This is a genomic window from Kangiella sp. M94, assembly GCF_054926195.1.
In genome coordinates this window covers 2,896,987-2,913,992 of sequence record NZ_CM142903.1, presented here as the reverse complement: position 1 = coordinate 2,913,992, position 17,006 = coordinate 2,896,987, and the positions used below count along the sequence as shown (strand labels likewise).

The 17,006-nt window shown below is 45.8% G+C and carries 17 protein-coding genes; 11 read left to right on the top strand and 6 right to left on the bottom strand.

Annotation, left to right across the window (positions count from 1 at the left end):
• Window positions 1-837: 837 nt before the first annotated feature.
• From groL to ACYTXU_RS13545, 3 genes are all read right to left on the bottom strand, one after another.
• The gene (groL, locus tag ACYTXU_RS13555) at window positions 838-2,481 is read right to left on the bottom strand and encodes a chaperonin GroEL (protein ID WP_462209441.1); all 1,644 of its coding nucleotides are present in this window, start codon (window positions 2,479-2,481) and stop codon (window positions 838-840) included.
• A 44-nt stretch (window positions 2,482-2,525) separates the two neighbouring features.
• The gene (gene groES, locus ACYTXU_RS13550; protein WP_012800203.1) at window positions 2,526-2,816 is read right to left on the bottom strand and encodes a co-chaperone GroES; all 291 of its coding nucleotides are present in this window, start codon (window positions 2,814-2,816) and stop codon (window positions 2,526-2,528) included.
• A 164-nt stretch (window positions 2,817-2,980) separates the two neighbouring features.
• On the bottom strand, window positions 2,981-3,511 hold the full coding sequence (locus tag ACYTXU_RS13545; RefSeq protein WP_462207397.1) for an FxsA family protein: 531 nt from the start codon (window positions 3,509-3,511) through the stop codon (window positions 2,981-2,983).
• A 67-nt stretch (window positions 3,512-3,578) separates the two neighbouring features.
• Here ACYTXU_RS13545 and cutA point away from each other — a divergent pair, with 67 nt between their 5' ends.
• The 6 genes from cutA (at window position 3,579) to dsbD (ending at window position 9,228) form a co-directional block, all read left to right on the top strand.
• Window positions 3,579-3,932, top strand: a complete 354-nt coding sequence (cutA, locus tag ACYTXU_RS13540; RefSeq protein ID WP_462207396.1) for a divalent-cation tolerance protein CutA — start codon at window positions 3,579-3,581, stop codon at window positions 3,930-3,932.
• Window positions 3,933-4,143: 211 nt separating this feature from the next.
• Window positions 4,144-4,677, top strand: a complete 534-nt coding sequence (locus ACYTXU_RS13535) for a TlpA disulfide reductase family protein (protein ID WP_462207394.1) — start codon at window positions 4,144-4,146, stop codon at window positions 4,675-4,677.
• Window positions 4,674-4,898 carry a DUF4266 domain-containing protein gene (locus tag ACYTXU_RS13530; protein WP_462207392.1) on the top strand — a complete coding sequence of 75 codons (225 nt, stop codon included), beginning with the start codon at window positions 4,674-4,676 and terminating at the stop codon, window positions 4,896-4,898. The genes ACYTXU_RS13535 and ACYTXU_RS13530 overlap by 4 nt, the downstream gene beginning before the upstream one ends.
• Before the next feature lie 35 nt (window positions 4,899-4,933).
• On the top strand, window positions 4,934-6,238 hold the full coding sequence (locus tag ACYTXU_RS13525) for a DUF3570 domain-containing protein (protein ID WP_462207390.1): 1,305 nt from the start codon (window positions 4,934-4,936) through the stop codon (window positions 6,236-6,238).
• Window positions 6,239-6,252: 14 nt separating this feature from the next.
• The gene (locus ACYTXU_RS13520; RefSeq protein WP_462207388.1) at window positions 6,253-7,158 is read left to right on the top strand and encodes an FAD:protein FMN transferase; all 906 of its coding nucleotides are present in this window, start codon (window positions 6,253-6,255) and stop codon (window positions 7,156-7,158) included.
• Window positions 7,159-7,317: 159 nt separating this feature from the next.
• The gene (gene dsbD / locus ACYTXU_RS13515) at window positions 7,318-9,228 is read left to right on the top strand and encodes a protein-disulfide reductase DsbD (protein ID WP_462207386.1); all 1,911 of its coding nucleotides are present in this window, start codon (window positions 7,318-7,320) and stop codon (window positions 9,226-9,228) included.
• Window positions 9,229-9,650: 422 nt separating this feature from the next.
• Here the strand turns inward: dsbD and ACYTXU_RS13510 are convergent, their stop codons facing one another.
• Together ACYTXU_RS13510 and ACYTXU_RS13505 are read right to left on the bottom strand one after the other, a co-directional pair.
• Window positions 9,651-10,637, bottom strand: coding sequence for a DMT family transporter (locus ACYTXU_RS13510; RefSeq protein WP_462207384.1), 987 nt, complete (start codon window positions 10,635-10,637; stop codon window positions 9,651-9,653).
• Window positions 10,638-10,901: 264 nt separating this feature from the next.
• A complete protein-coding gene (locus ACYTXU_RS13505) occupies window positions 10,902-11,618 on the bottom strand; it encodes a winged helix-turn-helix transcriptional regulator (protein ID WP_462207382.1) in 717 nt (238 codons plus the stop codon).
• Window positions 11,619-12,017: 399 nt separating this feature from the next.
• On the opposite strand from ACYTXU_RS13505, the gene aroQ reads away from it, so the two are divergent.
• Genes aroQ through accC form a run of 3 tightly spaced genes read left to right on the top strand, consistent with a single transcriptional unit; the run spans window position 12,018 to window position 14,324 of the window.
• On the top strand, window positions 12,018-12,461 hold the full coding sequence (aroQ, locus tag ACYTXU_RS13500; protein ID WP_462207381.1) for a type II 3-dehydroquinate dehydratase: 444 nt from the start codon (window positions 12,018-12,020) through the stop codon (window positions 12,459-12,461).
• 12 nt (window positions 12,462-12,473) lie between these two features.
• Window positions 12,474-12,929 carry an acetyl-CoA carboxylase biotin carboxyl carrier protein gene (gene accB / locus ACYTXU_RS13495; protein ID WP_462207379.1) on the top strand — a complete coding sequence of 152 codons (456 nt, stop codon included), beginning with the start codon at window positions 12,474-12,476 and terminating at the stop codon, window positions 12,927-12,929.
• Window positions 12,930-12,974: 45 nt separating this feature from the next.
• The gene (gene accC / locus ACYTXU_RS13490; RefSeq protein ID WP_462207378.1) at window positions 12,975-14,324 is read left to right on the top strand and encodes an acetyl-CoA carboxylase biotin carboxylase subunit; all 1,350 of its coding nucleotides are present in this window, start codon (window positions 12,975-12,977) and stop codon (window positions 14,322-14,324) included.
• Between the two features lie 104 nt (window positions 14,325-14,428).
• On the opposite strand, the gene ACYTXU_RS13485 is transcribed toward accC, so the two are convergent.
• A complete protein-coding gene (locus tag ACYTXU_RS13485; protein WP_462207376.1) occupies window positions 14,429-15,079 on the bottom strand; it encodes a lysozyme family protein in 651 nt (216 codons plus the stop codon).
• Window positions 15,080-15,252: 173 nt separating this feature from the next.
• On the opposite strand from ACYTXU_RS13485, the gene prmA reads away from it, so the two are divergent.
• Both prmA and ACYTXU_RS13475 read left to right on the top strand, forming a co-directional pair.
• Window positions 15,253-16,140 carry a 50S ribosomal protein L11 methyltransferase gene (gene prmA, locus ACYTXU_RS13480; protein ID WP_462207375.1) on the top strand — a complete coding sequence of 296 codons (888 nt, stop codon included), beginning with the start codon at window positions 15,253-15,255 and terminating at the stop codon, window positions 16,138-16,140.
• Window positions 16,141-16,198: 58 nt separating this feature from the next.
• Entirely contained in the window at window positions 16,199-16,960 is a 762-nt protein-coding gene (locus ACYTXU_RS13475) for a zinc-ribbon and DUF3426 domain-containing protein (RefSeq protein WP_462207374.1), read from the top strand.
• The last annotated feature ends 46 nt before the right edge of the window (window positions 16,961-17,006 follow it).

Genomic DNA, 17,006 nt, shown 5'->3' with positions numbered 1-17,006 from the left:
ATCACAATTTTTCGCCACAGGAAACACCTTCTGACTATCTATCGCTAACACAGGTGACTGGTATTTATACTTGCCCATTAAAGTGGGCAGACACGTAGGTCTGCCCCTACCAAGCTGGTGTCAATATAGAAGTGTGTAGGCTGGTGATGAGCGTAGCGAATCCCAGCAAATCCTTTTCGAAAAGTCATAAAAGCTGGGATTCGCTACGCTCATCACCAGCCTACGATATCTATTAACATAATAGGAATATAGGATGGGTTAGCCAACGGCGTAACCCATCAATGAACACATTCATCAATACCACGATGGGTTACACTTTGTTAAGTCTACCCAACTTATAACTGTAGGGGCGAGTGGCGCTCGCCCTTATGACCCTATAAATAAAAGACCCCGCTTTCGCGAGGCCTTAGGGATGGTTTTAACGGAGGATTTTTGCTTCAGTTCGAGGCAGGTTAACTGTTTAAGTGCGGGAGTTGGCTGCTAGCCAATGACCAAACGTAAAAGTTAACCTAACAAAGAAATGCAGCAAATAAAAAAGTCCTACCAATGGCAGGGCTTTTTATATAGGTGAGTATTTAACGCAGATGTTTTGCTTTGTAACGAGGCGCAGGTCGTAATGAGAAGCACAGTTGGCTAGGTGCCCAATGAGCATCGCAATTCGACCCTACAAATGAAAAGGCCCCGCTTTCGCGAGGCCTTTAAAGGGATGGTTTTAACGGAGGATTTTTGCTTCAGTTCGAGGCAGGTTAACTTTTTAAGTGCCGGAGTTGGCTACTAGCCAATGACCAAACGTGAAAGTTAACCTAACAAAGAAATGCAGCAAAAAGACCCGTTAAATTACATCATGCCAGGCATACCGCCCATACCACCCATACCGCCGCCCATATCAGGCCCACCGTCTTCTTTAGGTAGGTCTGTAATCATGGCTTCAGTTGTGATCATAAGAGCTGCGATTGAAGCGGCATTTTGTAGGGCGCTACGAGTTACTTTGGCTGGGTCAAGGATACCCATTTCAACCACGTCACCGAATTCACCGGTTGCGGCGTTGTAGCCAAAGTTATCTTTGCCTGCTTTCACTTTGTCTACGACCACTGCTGGTTCACCACCAGAGTTTGAGACGATTTGACGAAGTGGTGATTCCATGGCGCGTAGTGCGATTTTGATACCGACGTTTTGCTCTTCGTTGTCACCACGTAGCTCACCTAGTCTTGAAAGTACGCGTACTAATGCTGTACCACCACCTGCTACTACGCCTTCTTCTACGGCGGCGCGAGTTGCGTGTAGTGCATCGTCAACACGGTCTTTCTTTTCTTTCATTTCAACTTCGGTGGCTGCGCCAACTTTAATTACTGCAACACCGCCTGCTAATTTAGCAACGCGTTCTTGCAATTTTTCGCGGTCGTAATCAGATGAAGTGTCTTCGATTTGCGCACGAATCTGTTTTACGCGACCATCGATTTGCGCTTTATCACCGGCACCATCGATGATGGTGGTGTTTTCTTTGGTGATTTGTACGCTTTTCGCTGTACCTAGTTGCTCAAGAGTGGTGTTTTCAAGACTCATGCCGATGTCTTCTGAAATCACTGTTGCGCCAGTTAGGATTGCTATGTCTTCTAGCATGGCTTTACGACGGTCGCCGAAGCCTGGAGCTTTAACCGCAGCAACTTTGACGATACCGCGCATAGTATTGACCACTAGAGTAGCTAGCGCTTCGCCTTCTACGTCTTCAGCGACGATCAATAATGGACGGCTTGCTTTGGCAACGCCTTCTAATACTGGTAGCAATTCGCGGATGTTTGAGATTTTCTTGTCAACCAACAGGATATATGGGCTTTCAAGTTCAGCCTGCATGCTTTCTGCGTTAGTCACGAAGTAAGGCGACAAGTAACCGCGGTCGAACTGCATACCTTCTACCACGTCTAATTCGTTGTTAAGGCCTGAACCTTCTTCAACAGTGATAACGCCTTCTTTGCCTACTTTGGCCATGGCTTCAGCAATAATTTTACCAACGCTTTCGTCAGAGTTTGCTGAGATAGTACCTACTTGTGCGATGGCTTTCTGATCTTCACAAGGTACTGAGATGTTTTTCAATTCTTCAACGGCTGCAATAACGGCTTTTTCGATACCGCGCTTCAGATCCATTGGGTTCATGCCCGCTGCAACAGCTTTCAAGCCTTCAGTAACAATTGACTGAGCCAATACGGTTGCAGTTGTTGTACCGTCACCCGCGATGTCGTTAGTTTGCGAGGCTACTTCTTTTAGCATTTGCGCGCCCATGTTTTCGAACTTGTCTTCTAGTTCGATTTCTTTAGCGACAGAAACACCATCTTTAGTAATAGTTGGAGCACCGAACGATTTGTCTAAAATCACGTTGCGGCCTTTAGGACCTAGAGTTACGCGAACTGCGTTAGCTAGAGTATTGACGCCTTTAAGCATGCGTTGGCGAGCATCATCACCAAACCTTACTTCTTTTGCCATGATAAATTTCCTCTAAAATTAGTTTATTTTCGGTTAATTTCTGTTAATTAGCCTTCAATTACGGCCATGATGTCATCTTCGCGTAATACAAGAAGTTCTTCGCCATCGGCTTTCACTTCAGTACCAGCATATTTGCCGAACAATACTTTATCGCCAACCTTAACGTCGACTGCACGTACTTCGCCTGAATCAAGTGGCTTACCGTTACCCACGGCAAGAATTTCGCCACGACTAGGCTTTTCCTTGGCGTTATCAGGAATGACGATACCGCCTGCAGAGGTTGTTTCTTCTTCTAAACGGCGCACGATGACGCGATCATGTAATGGACGTAAGTTCATGTTTTTCTCCTGATATAGAAAGTAGTTAACTCACTATGAAAAGTTTGTTTGAAAGTTTGTTTGAATTAGTTGCGGGATAATATGGGGGTTATTTGCTAGCACTCAAGGGGCTTGAGTGCTAATTTTTGCATTTTTTTATCATTTTCTTGAATGACAGCTCTAACCTACTGTTTTTCATCGTCTTTCCGCTCGTATTCACCCTCAATCACACGGCTTCCACTGACCTGTTTATGTTCCTTTTCACTGGTTTCTGAGTGACTATAGTTTTCGCTGTGTTCAGTGCGGCTTTCGTGATACTCATAATGGAAGTTTCCCTGCCCATTCATCTTCTGGAACTTGAACCAACCGGCTTTCACCATGCCTTTGGCAAAAGCACTACGAGTAACCGGGATCAGCCATAGAAAGCCAATGGTGTCAGTGACAAAACCGGGTGTAATAAGAAAAGCCCCGGCAATAATCAACAATACGCCTTCAATGATTTCCTGAGCAGGCGCCTGCCCTTGTTGCATCTTGCTTTTAAAACGCTCGAACACCGATAAGCCCTGATGCTTAAGCAAGCCTACGCCAATAATACCGGTCAGTAGAATTAAACCGATGGTGGCGGGTGCGCCAATCCAGTTGCCGACTTCAATCAGCACAAAAATTTCCAGCACTGCCAGAACAATAAAGATTAAGAAAAAGAAACGAAAAAACATAGGTCTGTCTTTGTTAAACGATAGCTTTATAATGGGGACATTCGAGTAAATCACAAGTTCGATTGATATGTCACGACTTTCTGAGCAAGAAGACTTTCAGGTCGCCTTATGTACTGCACCCGATCAGGAAACTGCGGAGCGTTTGGCAGAGTTAATGGTTCATGAAAAATTGGCCGCTTGCGTTAATATAGTACCTAATATAACCAGCGTGTATCGATGGCATGACTCATCTGGGCAGACATCTGTTGAAAAAGACTCTGAAGTGCTGATGATCATCAAAACCCATGCCGAGCTAATGGCTGATCTCGGTAAATTACTGGAAAACGAACATCCTTATGATGTTTTTGAGCTGATCAGCTGCAATATTGAGCAGGCATCCTCAGCCTATCTGCAATGGCTCGAAAACAGTTTGAAGTTCTAAAACTTAGATCTTTATAGATTTTTGCCACCTAGCCCTCATTAACTCTATCTCTTTGAATTAGAAGTCATTTTATAGCCTGATAATAGATGCTATAGACATATGTCCCCTATCTTTTACTGCTCCCTGTGCGCTGTACGCGCATTTGTTCGTTGCTCCAGATCAAGTCAGCACTCATATTAGCCAACATTAATATGACATATAGGCTTGTATCATGCGAATTCACTTTTCTCAGCTTTTTAGAAGCTCGTTACTGCTGGCCGTTTGCTCATTCGGTACTTCTACCGTCATGGCTAATAATGTGGAGCACAGTCCTGCTTTGTTAGAGCAGCTTAATCTCGAGCAATATCATGGCAAAGTAGTTTATGTTGATTTCTGGGCATCCTGGTGCGACCCCTGCCGTCAGTCTTTTCCGGTTATGAATGATTTACAGGAAACTTATGGTGAAGACAATTTCGTCATCATCGCTATCAATGAAGATTCCGAGCCAGGAGCCGCAGAGCAGTTTTTAGCTCAATACCCAGCCAACTTCACAATCTTCTATGACCAAAATGGCGAGTTAGCCAAATACTTTAAAGTTGATGCCATGCCGACCAGCTACCTTCTCGATCAGACTGGTGCAGCCAAATACCGTCATCGTGGCTTCCACCAGAAAGACATAAGCCAAATCAACGATCAGATTCAAGCTTTGCTCGCTACAACGGCTCAACAGTCCACCAGTTTGAGCAATACAGGAGATTCAGAATGAAACAAAAGTCACTACTGTTACTCGCTATCCTCGGTTTCGGTTTACTGAGCGGCTGTTCGACCATGGGCGTCAATGCGTGGGAAAAAGATCTGCTTGCCAAACCGGAAATGGCGCTGGATGAACAGCCTCTGACTGACGCGCTGGATGACCACATCTATTTCAGTAAAGAAGCTTCCAGTGGTGGCCGTGCCTATGCCGGCGGTGGTTGCGGCTGTAATTAATTGCAAGATAAGAACACTATAGTGAGTACTCACCTATGAAGAAAAATCTATTACTTAAATCAGCACTAGCCACTGCGACAATGACCCTGATCGCAGGCGTTGCTCACGCTGAAGAAGAGCAAAATACAACTGCACCAGCCAGCACAGAACAGGCGATTGGTGACTGGAAATTTGACGCTGCTTTTTTGTTTTACTCGGAAAGCGACAGTCGTGTTTCTGCCATAGAGCCGGTCATCAATGCCAACAAGCGGCTGGATGAAGAAGAGTATCTGAATCTGAAGCTGACGGTTGACTCCTTGACAGGAGCTTCGCCCAGCGGTGCTGTTGCCAGCGACCAGCCGTTAACTTTTACTAGACCTTCAGGCAATGCCAGTTATACGGTCAATGCCAATGAATATCCTCTAGACGATACCTTCAAAGATACTCGTGCGGCGCTTGCAGCCAACTGGACTTTCCCGGTATCCGATATGACCAAAGCGGGTCTTGGCGCCAATATTTCTAAAGAATACGATTATCTGTCGGCTTCGATAAACGGCAATATCAGTTACGACTTTAATAATCGCAACAGCACTTTATTCGCAGGTCTATCCTACGCTTTCGACTCGATTGATCCAGTTGGCGGAGCGCCGATTGCCTTTGGCCGGATGCAGCCGGTGGGCGACCCGCAAAACAAATTGAGCGATACTCAGGATAAAGATACGCTGGATTTATTGCTTGGAATCACTCAGGTGATTGACCGCGAAAGTCTGTTCCAGATTAATTATTCCTACAGCATGTCGGACGGGTATCACAATGACCCTTATAAGGTGCTGAGTGTGCTGGATGATCAGGGCAACTATTTTGATGATGGTATTCCGGTCGCGAATGTCCTGTTTGAAAGCCGCCCTGACGAGCGTACCAAGCACGGTCTGTTTGGCCGCTATAAACGTTATATTGACGGCGATATTCTCGACGTTTCTTACCGTTATATGACCGATGACTGGGAAATCGATTCACATACCGTCGATCTCAAATATCGCTTTGCCTTAGATAGTGGCGACTACTGGCAGCCGCATATCCGCTATTACACGCAAACCCAGGCCGATTTTTACCAGCCTTATTTGCGCCAGGATCAGCCTCTACCACAGTTTGCTTCGTCAGACTATCGATTGGCTGAGTACGATGCGATCACGGTTGGTTTGGAATACGGCATGAAGACGGCGGCAGGCAATCAATGGCGCTTCTCTCTGGAGATGTATCATCAGACGCCAACCGAGCCGGAGAAATACGGTGCGCTACAGCAGCAAACCTTGTTACCGGATTGGAATGCCGTTATGTTAAGGGTCAATTACTCCTTCTAACGACATTTACGCTCATGAACGAGGCATTGCACTCAATTGCCTATAAAGACTCGCAGGGTTTCATTACTGGCCACTTTACGGCCATGGCGGGACCTTGCGAAGTCATTATAGAAACCTCGGACCATGCGCTGGCAGAACAAGTCACCCAAGCCGTTGCCAACGAAGCCTGGCGTATCGAAAGCACCTTCAGCCGCTACCGCAGCGACAATATTATCTATCAAATTAACAACGCCAATGGCGCGGTTATTGAGGTAGATGAGGAAACGGCGCGTCTGCTGGACTTTGCCGATCTCTGCTTTGAGGTGAGTGATGGCATGTTTGATATTACCTCAGGCGTCCTGGGCAAGATCTGGAAGTTTGATGGCAGTTCCAATGTTCCCGCGCCGAAAGAGATTAACAAATTGTTGCCCAAAATTGGCTGGAATAAAGTCTCCTGGGCAAATCCACGCCTACAGATGCCAGCGGGTATGGCGCTTGACTTCGGTGGTATTGGCAAAGAGTACGCAGTGGATTCCGCTGCTACGCTTACGCGGGCGATAACTGACTGTCCTGTGTTGATCAATTTCGGCGGCGATATTGTGGCAACCGCACCACCCATCAGTCGCCAGCATTGGCTAATTGGTATTGAGCCATTGGCGCTCGGGCAAAACAAAATTCCGCCCAAAGTCGCCTTAAAGCATGGCGGCGTTGCCACCAGCGGTGACAGCAAACGCTTCTTGCAGTACAAGGGGAAAGTGTTAAGTCATGTGCTTAACCCAAAAACCGGCTGGCCTGTGAGCGAAGCACCGGCATCAGTAACGGTGCTGGCCAATAACTGCACCCAGGCGGGCATGCTCTCCACCCTGGCCATGCTACAAGGACAAGGAGCAGAAGAATTTCTGCAGTCACAACAAGTTGAGCATTGGATACAGCGCCGATAAGCGCATAAAACATAAATTTACGAGCATTTAGCGGATTATTTACAGAAAGCTGACACTGGCTTTCATGAATTTACATACAGTTCACCTGGCTTTGCGTAAAATAGCGTGTTATCTCAGCGATTGAACTGCTGTTAATCATTATCAAAGGTCATTCTTTACATGAAAATCGGCATCAAAACATCTATTCACAGCTTCTTATTGGCGCTTTTAAGCTTCGTCGCCTTAGGCCTTTCCTCAAATAGTTCACAGGCGGCTCAGATCGATCTCAACAGTTTACTCGGCGAAGAAGAAGAGTTGCTGCGAGTAGATGATGCTTTCGTGCTGCAGGCTGAAATTCTCGACAACACGGTTCTGGTTAAGTTTGAAATCGCCGACGGCTATTACATGTACCGTGAACGCTTTGGTTTTGCTTCTAATGACGCGACGCTTGGCGAGCCACTGATTCCGGACGGCAAAGAAAAAGATGACCCTTATTTGGGCCAGACTGAGGTTTACTATCATTTCATCGAAATTGCTGTGCCCTATTCCGATGCCTCCAATCCAATGACACTGAGTATTGATTTTCAGGGCTGCGCCGAAGATCGCCTTTGTTACCCGCCAACGACTCGCGAAGTGGTGCTTGAGGTTCCTGCCTCAACCCTGGCATTAGCCAACAGTGGCACAACTGGTACTGACAAGATAACAGAAGCGAAAGATGGTCAAAAAGCTTTCGTCAGCGAACAGCAAAGCTTGATGGATGACCTTGAGCAAAAGAACGCACTATGGAACTTTTTCAAATTTATTCTAGTTGGCTTAGGCCTGACCTTTACCCCCTGCGTATTTCCGATGATTCCGATTATTTCGGGGATTATTGCTGGTCAGGGTAAGGACATAACCACTCGTAAAGCCTTTGGTCTTGCCTTGAGCTACACCCAGGCGATGGCCATCGTCTATACCATTTTCGGCGTATTGGTCGCACTGGCAGGTCAATCCTTATCCGGCTACCTGCAAAACCCGATTTTCGTCATTGGCGCAGCCATTGTTTTTGTTTTGTTGTCACTATCCATGTTCGGCTTTTATGAACTGCAACTACCGGCGGGGTTACAAGCAAAGCTGGCAGAAAAAAGTAACAGCCAAAAAACCGGCAGCTATATTGGCAGTGCCATCATGGGCGCTATTTCAGCCTTGATAGTATCGCCCTGCGTCACGGTTCCGTTGATCGCCATCTTACTGGTCATCGCCCAAACCGGTGACATTGTTCTAGGCGCAGTATCACTTTATGGCCTTGGCGTCGGTATGGGTATTCCATTAATTATTATTGCCGTTACCGAAGGCCGCTTCCTGCCTAAAGCTGGCAACTGGATGAACGCTATCAAGGCCGCCTTTGGTGTCGCCATGCTGGCGGTTGCTCTGTACCTGGTGAAACACCTGCTGCCCAACAGCATTTACATGTACGGTTGGGCGCTGTTGGCACTTATTCCGGGTTATTATTTATTCAGAAACCAACTTCCAAATCTGGGCTGGCGTAACCTGTTTGCCGGACTGGGCTTAGTTTTAATGATTTACGGTGCCTTATTGGTTATTGGTGGCGCGCAAGGCAACCGTAACCTGCTACAACCGCTTGGACAGTCCTACTCAATGATGACCACCGAATACTCGCAGATGGCAGAAGGACCAGCACAATCACCAAGCAAAAACTCTCAGAGCACGACATCTAAACAGCACCTACAGTTCGAACGCATAAAAACCCTTAGTCAACTCGAACAAAGAGTCGCAGAAGCCAATGCCCAGGGTAAAACCGTCATGCTCGACTTCTTCGCCGAATGGTGCGCTTCCTGCTACGAATTTGAAGAGCTCGTATTTACTGATCCAGCGGTACATCAAGCTCTCAGCAACACCGTCCTGCTACAAGCCGACGTCACCGCCAATGACCCACAAGATGTCGAACTGATGAACGCTTTTAAAATACTCGGCTTACCCAGTATTCTGTTTTTTGATCTAGAAGGTAATGAGTTGACCCAATATCGTGCCAATGGATTTGAAAAAGCGGAAGTGTTTAAGCGAAGAATTGACGCGGCGTTTACTCTTTAAGTACTACACTCATAAGCCTCAGACTTGCACCAATTCCCCCCTTATATTGAGCTAAACCACGTACAAAATATAGCAATCAAAATCTTGGATGATTTTGATAAGAATTTTCAGCACAGGGATGTGATGTAAATTCTGGTGCGTTAAGTATTTTGGGAGTGGTGCAGGGAGTCACGCAGAGCGTGACCTCAATATCGGGGTGTCGTTTCTTTTGGTTCCTTTTCTTTGGACAAGCAAAGAAAAGGAACTCGGTGATAACCGAAACAATACAAATCAAAGTATATATAACTCAATCACGTAATTTGATATTCAGATAAAAATTATTATTCACAAACCCATCACCAACCTACCGTCTACATTTGTCTCCTGTAATTATGCAAAAAAAAAGCCGGCTTGCGCCGGCTTTCTCCTTGGCTTAACACACACTAAGGGGTTTCTACTAAGCCAAAACTTTTACGAATTTTCTGCTTTGCTTTATGGCGCAATGAGCGGGTAACCATGTCCTGTTCGATGAAAACCGTTTTCGGGCGTGGCCTGGTCTGTGACCAGATGACGCCGAACAGGACCAGTCCTGCTGCTAGATATTGCATACCGTTGAGGGTTTCGCCCAATAAGGCCCAGCCAAAGAACAAGGTGCCAAGTGGCAACAGGTTCATTAAACTGCCGACCTGGCTGGCTGGCATGGTTTTGAATGCAAAGTTGTAGCAGGTGAAGGCAAAAATATTCACGCCAAAGGCGAGGAACATGATGGCTAAAACTGCTTCAGCTGATACATCAAAACTTACTGGCGCTCCCTGGACAAATACTAGCGGCAGGAAGAAGGTGCTACCCATGACAGTTTGCAGTAATGTTAAGAATACTGGTGAATAACGTTGCGACAGTCGGCGTGCTAACAGGCAATAACCTGTTGCCGCTAAAATAGCACCAAATTCGAGGGCATTGCCTAGCATTGGGTTCGAGGCATGCTCACTGGATGTGCCAGCTAATGTCAGCCAGACTACGCCCACCACCGCTATCACGCAGCCCACTACTAAGCGACTATTGAGCTTTTCTTTCAATAGATAGTAAGCGCCCACTGCCACTAAAAGCGGCTGTAATGCTGTTACCATACCGGCTTCTGAGGCAGTTGTGTAAGTTAATGCATAGCTTTCAAAGATGAAATACAAGCATGGCTCACACAGCGCTAATAGTAGCAATAGCCACCAGTCGCCTTTCTGATATTGCTGCTTTTTTGCCATTGGCGGCAAAAAGAAGATCAATACGGCGGTGGCCAGAATCATGCGCAGGAATACCGTCATAATCGGCCCAAACTCGGCAATAGCCAACTTCATCGCTACAAACGATGCCGACCATAGAACGACTGCCAGGATTAATCCTGCCATCGCGAGTTGTTGCTGCGGTAGTTTTGTCATGACATGCCCTGCCCAACTGAATTAATAATTTGAAGCAGCGCATTGTATGAATTTCGTTCAAATAAGAAAAACGATCTTTTTTCATCGTAACCATAAGCTAAAGTTATAGAAGGTGCTTCTACGGCTTAGCCTTCAACAGCTGCGAAATTCTGGAGGGGGAACTGGAGGGTGAAATAATTACGATGAAACCAGGCCTGCCAGTCTGTCATACCTACTCTTTTGCAGGAGTCAGACTAGCAAAGCCAATGGTGTATGACTAAATACTCAAGCTACAGCTACAACTTCCCCTTCTTCAAGAAGTTCCAGACGGTAACCATGCTGATAAACGGTCTTTATTCGATAAAGGCCATCACCTTTTATATTCAACTTCTTACGCAAAGAGCTGATATGCGCATCTACCGTTCGAGTACTGATATCACAATCAATACCCCAAATCTTTTTCAGCAAAAATTTACGTGAATAGAGCCGGCCGGGATTACGCAAGAATAAGGCAGCCAGTTCAAATTCTTTTGCGGTGAGATTTATCGGTTTTCCTTTTAAGGAAATCTGCTTGAGCCCTAATGAAATTTGGTAAGGGCCAAGATCAAAGTTATCCTGATGCATTAAACAGCGTGTATCGTGCACCAATTTATTGGCATAACTGAGTAAAGTATTAGGTTGAATGGGGCGGGTCAGGAAGTTATCTTGATGATGAGTGCAGACCTGTTGAAGCAGCACCGCATCCTCTCTTTCAGCTATGAAAAGTATCGGTCCTTGCCACTTAAGGAATTGTCGGATTTGTTCCAACAACCATTCAGTGGAATCATCCTCTCGCCAATCCAGAATAAGCAAATCGAATTCTTCTGCTTCTAACTGCTTCAGCAGATGTTTCCTATCATTGCTGAGATAACAGTAAAACCCAGCATCTTTTAACACTGCCAGATGAGGCTCATCGAACTCTAGTTCTTGAACCAGGTGTAGCACTTTAGGTAATCTAGACATCGTTCCATACTCCCTTTTTTCCTTGCTATATAGTGCTCGCTTGAGACTCCTTGCTTTTATAACTTCAAAAAACCTGACGTCTTTTTTTACTGTGTATAATTTTTATACGCATTTACTACACTAGCAGATTTTATTGAAATGTAAAATTATTGATTTTACATTCTGAGACTCTTGATTTCTGCCACTCTTCCAGCCTACTAAGCTACTACTCCGACCATTAAGATTAAATGTGGTTATTTGCGTCTAACATACTGTAAAATGCATCATCTTATTTTTGCTTACTGCGTCACAATGGATCGGCTTTAAATCACCGTTCCAAGTCGATAAACTGGCTTTTCAGCGAAATTAAACGAAAATAAGCTAACTTTACTGTTACTTTGCTCTTGCTTTGGTACTGATATGTCTCATATTTTGCTTTTACATGGTCCTAATTTGAATCTTCTCGGTCAACGCGAGCCTGACGTTTATGGTAGCGACACCTTGGAGAGCATCAATGTGGCCGCTAAAAAGCAAGTAGAAGCAGCAAACCTACGTTTTTCAAGCCTGCAAAGTAACTCAGAAGCAGAGCTTATTAACGCTATTCAGCATGCAAAAACCGGCAATGTGTCGCTAATTGTTATTAACCCCGCTGCTTTCACTCATACCAGCGTAGCTTTACGTGACGCTTTGTTAGCAGTCGATATTCCTTTTATTGAAGTGCATCTATCCAATCCCCATCGCCGCGAAGCTTTTCGCCGTCACTCCTATTTTAGTGATGTTGCGCTAGCCGTAGTGGCTGGGTTTGGGGCGGACAGCTACCGCTACGCCATAGATGCAGCCATTAAAACCCTACAACATGATTAATAGGTAGTGATTATGGATTTACGCAAAATTAAAAAATTAATTGAATTGGTTGAAGAATCAGGCGTTGCCGAACTTGAGATTCAGGAAGGTGAAGAATCGGTTCGCATTTCGCGCCATAGCTCGACAGCTCCAGCACCAGTTCATTACTCAGTTCCACAAGCCGCTCCTCAGCAACAGGCTCCTGCGCCTCAGCAAGAAAGCGCCCCAGCTGAAGCTGCCGAACCTGAAATGAGTGGCCATATCATCCGCTCGCCGATGGTTGGAACTTACTATGCTGCTCCGTCTCCAGGCGCTAAAGATTTTGTCCAGGTTGGTCAACAAGTTAAAGCAGGCGATGTTCTGTGCATTGTTGAAGCCATGAAGATGATGAACCAAATCGAGTCCGATGTTACCGGCACGATTAAAGCAATCCTTGTATCCAACGGCGAACCTGTTGAATACGACGAGCCAATGTTCATCATTGAGTAAATCCAGCGGCTAATTAAAGCCCGATGAATTAATAGGACACTGAATATGTTAGAAAAAGTGGTCATAGCCAATCGCGGTGAAATTGCCTTGCGCATTTTGCGCGCGTGCCGCGAGCTGGGAATCAAGACCGTCGCCGTGCACTCAACCGCTGACGAAGACTTGATGCACGTACGTCTGGCTGATGAGTCAGTGTGTATCGGTCCCGCTTCAGCACAATTAAGTTACCTGAATATCCCTGCGATTATTTCTGCGGCTGAAATTACCGATGCCGTTGGTATCCACCCAGGTTACGGATTCCTTGCTGAGAATGCCGATTTTGCCGAGCAGGTTGAGCAGAGTGGCTTCACCTTTATCGGCCCCAAAGCAGATACCATCCGCTTAATGGGCGATAAGGTTTCGGCGATTGCCTCAATGAAAAAAGCTGGCGTACCTTGTGTGCCAGGCTCAGACGGTCCATTAGGCAATAATGAAAAAGAAAATATAGCCATGGCTAAACGCATTGGCTACCCTGTGATCATCAAAGCTGCCGGTGGCGGTGGCGGTCGCGGTATGCGTGTTGTGCGCCAGGAAAGCGAATTAGTTAAGGCGATTGAACTGACTAAAGCCGAGGCGGGTTCTGCGTTTAATAATGATATGGTTTACATGGAGAAATTCCTCGAAAACCCACGTCATATTGAGATTCAGGTTTTAGCTGATAGTCACGGCAATGCCATCTATTTAGGTGAGCGCGATTGCTCAATGCAGCGTCGTCACCAGAAAGTGGTCGAAGAAGCGCCCGCGCCAGGTATTTCTGAACAAATGCGTCGTCATATTGGTGAACGTTGTGTGCAGGCCTGTAAAGAAATCGGCTATCGCGGCGCCGGTACGTTCGAGTTCTTGTATGAAAAAGGTGAGTTCTTCTTTATTGAAATGAACACCCGTGTTCAGGTTGAGCACCCAGTAACTGAGCTGATCACCGGTGTTGATATCATCAAAGAACAGTTACGTATTGCCAGTAACCAACCGTTATCTTTCAAACAGGAAGATATTAAGCTAAATGGCCATTCAATTGAATGTCGTATTAACGCCGAAGATCCGGATACTTTCATTCCATCACCGGGTGTTATTCAGCGTTACCATGCACCAGGTGGCCCCGGTATTCGCATTGATTCGCACATTTACGCAACCTACAAGGTTCCGCCTTATTACGACTCAATGATCGGTAAATTGATCACGCATGGTGAAACTCGCGAAGTCGCTATTGCGCGCATGCAGATGGCACTGGAGGAAATCGTGATTGATGGGATTAAAACCAATATTCCATTACAAAAGCGCATTCTTGCTGATGCTAATTTCCAGAAGGGTGGTACCAATATCCACTATTTGGAACAGCATATGTTCTCTGAAAAGGAGTAAGCTTCTTTAGCTCATTAGCTAAGTAACTGCTGCACGTCATTAAGCCGCTCACTGTTTAATTAAAATCAGTCGAGCGGCTTTTTTCTTCTTAAGAAAATACAAGGCTAAGAAGCCTTAGATTTTCCAGCCTCAACCTGTTGTTGCTTTTGATAAGCCATTAACAATAAGTCCCGCACATATTGATTACGCGCTGGTGATACTTGCCTACGACGCGACTCTGCAGCAGCAGTTTTCCAATCTTCAACTTTAATAGCACCGTTAAATTTCGGCCAGGCAGTACGCAAATTGGTCATGCCTAAATTAAAAATCATATCAAACAAGGCCATTTGCACTTCGTCCGGGAAATCATCGAACTGTCGCTGGGATCCTTTCTGTGGGCGATACAGCTGACGTAACTCTTTATAAAAGCTGTCGATATGGTTTAGCAAAAGTTGCTCGATATCATCATCTAACATGATGAGTCGAGTAAATTGCTTATAGTAGCTGGCTTTGTAACGGTGAAAAGACTCTGGGCCATTTAACAGCACAAACTGATATTCAGCGCACTTCTCTTCTTCAGTTGCCTTTCGCAACCACCAGCCAAACATACGCGGTATATAGAGGGGAAGTTCTGCGGCGGCGGCTTCTGAAGCGACTAGATGGCCAATACCAATCGTCACGTTACCTAATGAGTCTAAATAGAAATGACTAACACGACCTTCGTGCCTTTCGATCTGCTCGATCAATGCATCCTTTACGCTGTCCTTAAGCGGCATAATGACTCCTTGTATCTTTTGCTTCCGTTTGCCTTCTCTTTTGCTAAAAGCAGCCCAACATCTTTGTCGGTTGCCTTCAGTCTATAGCAAGTAACCCATTTAATTCAATGAGCTGATTAGTAGATCCTATACTTTGCCTCTATAATAGCCGGAAATTATTGATTCTCTTTGTCATGGCCTGGATTCAACTTAAATTCGATTACAAAAACCCCGATGCCGACTCATTAAGCGATTATTTAATGGAACTTGGCGCGCTGGCAGTTACCTTTTTGGATGCTGAAGATAAACCCATTCTCGAGCCTAAACCGGGCGAAACACCGCTATGGGAACATCTCGTGGTGTTAGCGTTGTTTGAAGCTGATGTTGACACCAGTTCCATTGATGCGGCGATTCAATCTCATGACTTTGCGCAACATATCGGCCAGCAATACGAATGGGAAATTATTCGAGATCAGGACTGGGAGCGCTCATGGATGGAGAACTTCAAGCCAATGCAGTTTGGTGAGCGTGTCTGGATCGTGCCCAGCTGGTGTGAAACGCCGGAACCTGACGCGGTCAATATTAAACTCGATCCCGGTTTGGCCTTTGGCACCGGAACCCATGCCACCACAGCACTTTGTTTACAATGGCTTGATGGCGCAGACCTGACAGGTAAAACCGTTATTGATTACGGTTGTGGCTCCGGCATTCTGGCTATCGCTGCTTTGCTGCTTGGCGCTGAAAAAGTCTATGCAGTCGATATTGATCCGCAAGCGATAGAAGCTACCAAGCAAAACCTGCACCGTAATGGCATTGAGAGTGACCGCCTGATATTAGGTTTGCCTGAACAAGTAGAACTGCCGCAGGCCGATATCCTGGTTGCCAATATTCTGGCTGAACCTTTGCGCCAGTTGGCAGAATCCATTGCAAATTCGGTGCAAGCAGACGGTAATCTGGTATTATCAGGCCTGCTTGAAACTCAGGCTGAAGAATTGAACAGCCTTTACAGTCAATGGTTCGAGATGGATGATGCCAAAGTTCAGGAAGACTGGGCGCGTTTATCAGGAACCAAGCAATCTTAATTATGATGTTTTGGGCGTTTCTATTTAAGTTGTTCAATGGGGTAGTCATTTCAAAGCTATGAGCGAAACCTTTTTAACCAATTGTCCGCACTGTAAATCAGTGTTTAAATTGCGTCGCGAGCACCTTGAGGTGGCTTCTGGTCACGTCCGTTGCGGTAATTGCCATTCTTTATTTTTAGCCACCGACTCTTTGGTGTCTTTAGATAAAGAAACGCAAAAAGCACAAATGGAAGAGACCGTTGAGCAAGCTGAAGACAAGATCATGGATAGCGCCATCCCAGAGCTGACCGATGAAGACAAAAGCGAGCATTACGAGCTAGCGATAGAAGCAACCACCAGCTCTGCCCCCCATCTTATCAAATGGTTCATCTACTCCCTCGCTGGGCTTATCTTGATTTTCCTGGCGTTATGGTTTCTCTATATTTGGCCTAACAAAACGATATTGTCACAAGACACTAGTTGGCGGCCAGTGATGCAGGCTTCCTGTAAAGTATTTCAATGCGTAGTGCCACCACTACAGGACCTTAAGCAATATCGCGTTAGCTCTATCGATGTGTCTGAAAGTCCCGGCGGACAGAAAGAAGTCAGCATGGTGCTAAAAAACTTAGCCGACTTTGAACAACCATTCCCTAAAATTCAGGTTATTTTGAGCGATATAAAGGGGAAGCAATATAAAAGCCCTATTTACACACCTGAACAATACCTGCCAGAAGTGAACCACAACGCCTTGATCCAACCCGGTCAATCCGTACAAATAGGCTTCAGCTTCAATAGTAGTCTTGAGCATTACAGTGGCTATCAGATCAAGCTGGTTCAGTAGGTTGTAGTTTTTCTGCTTAAATTTACTTTTCTTTGTTCGTCTGCCA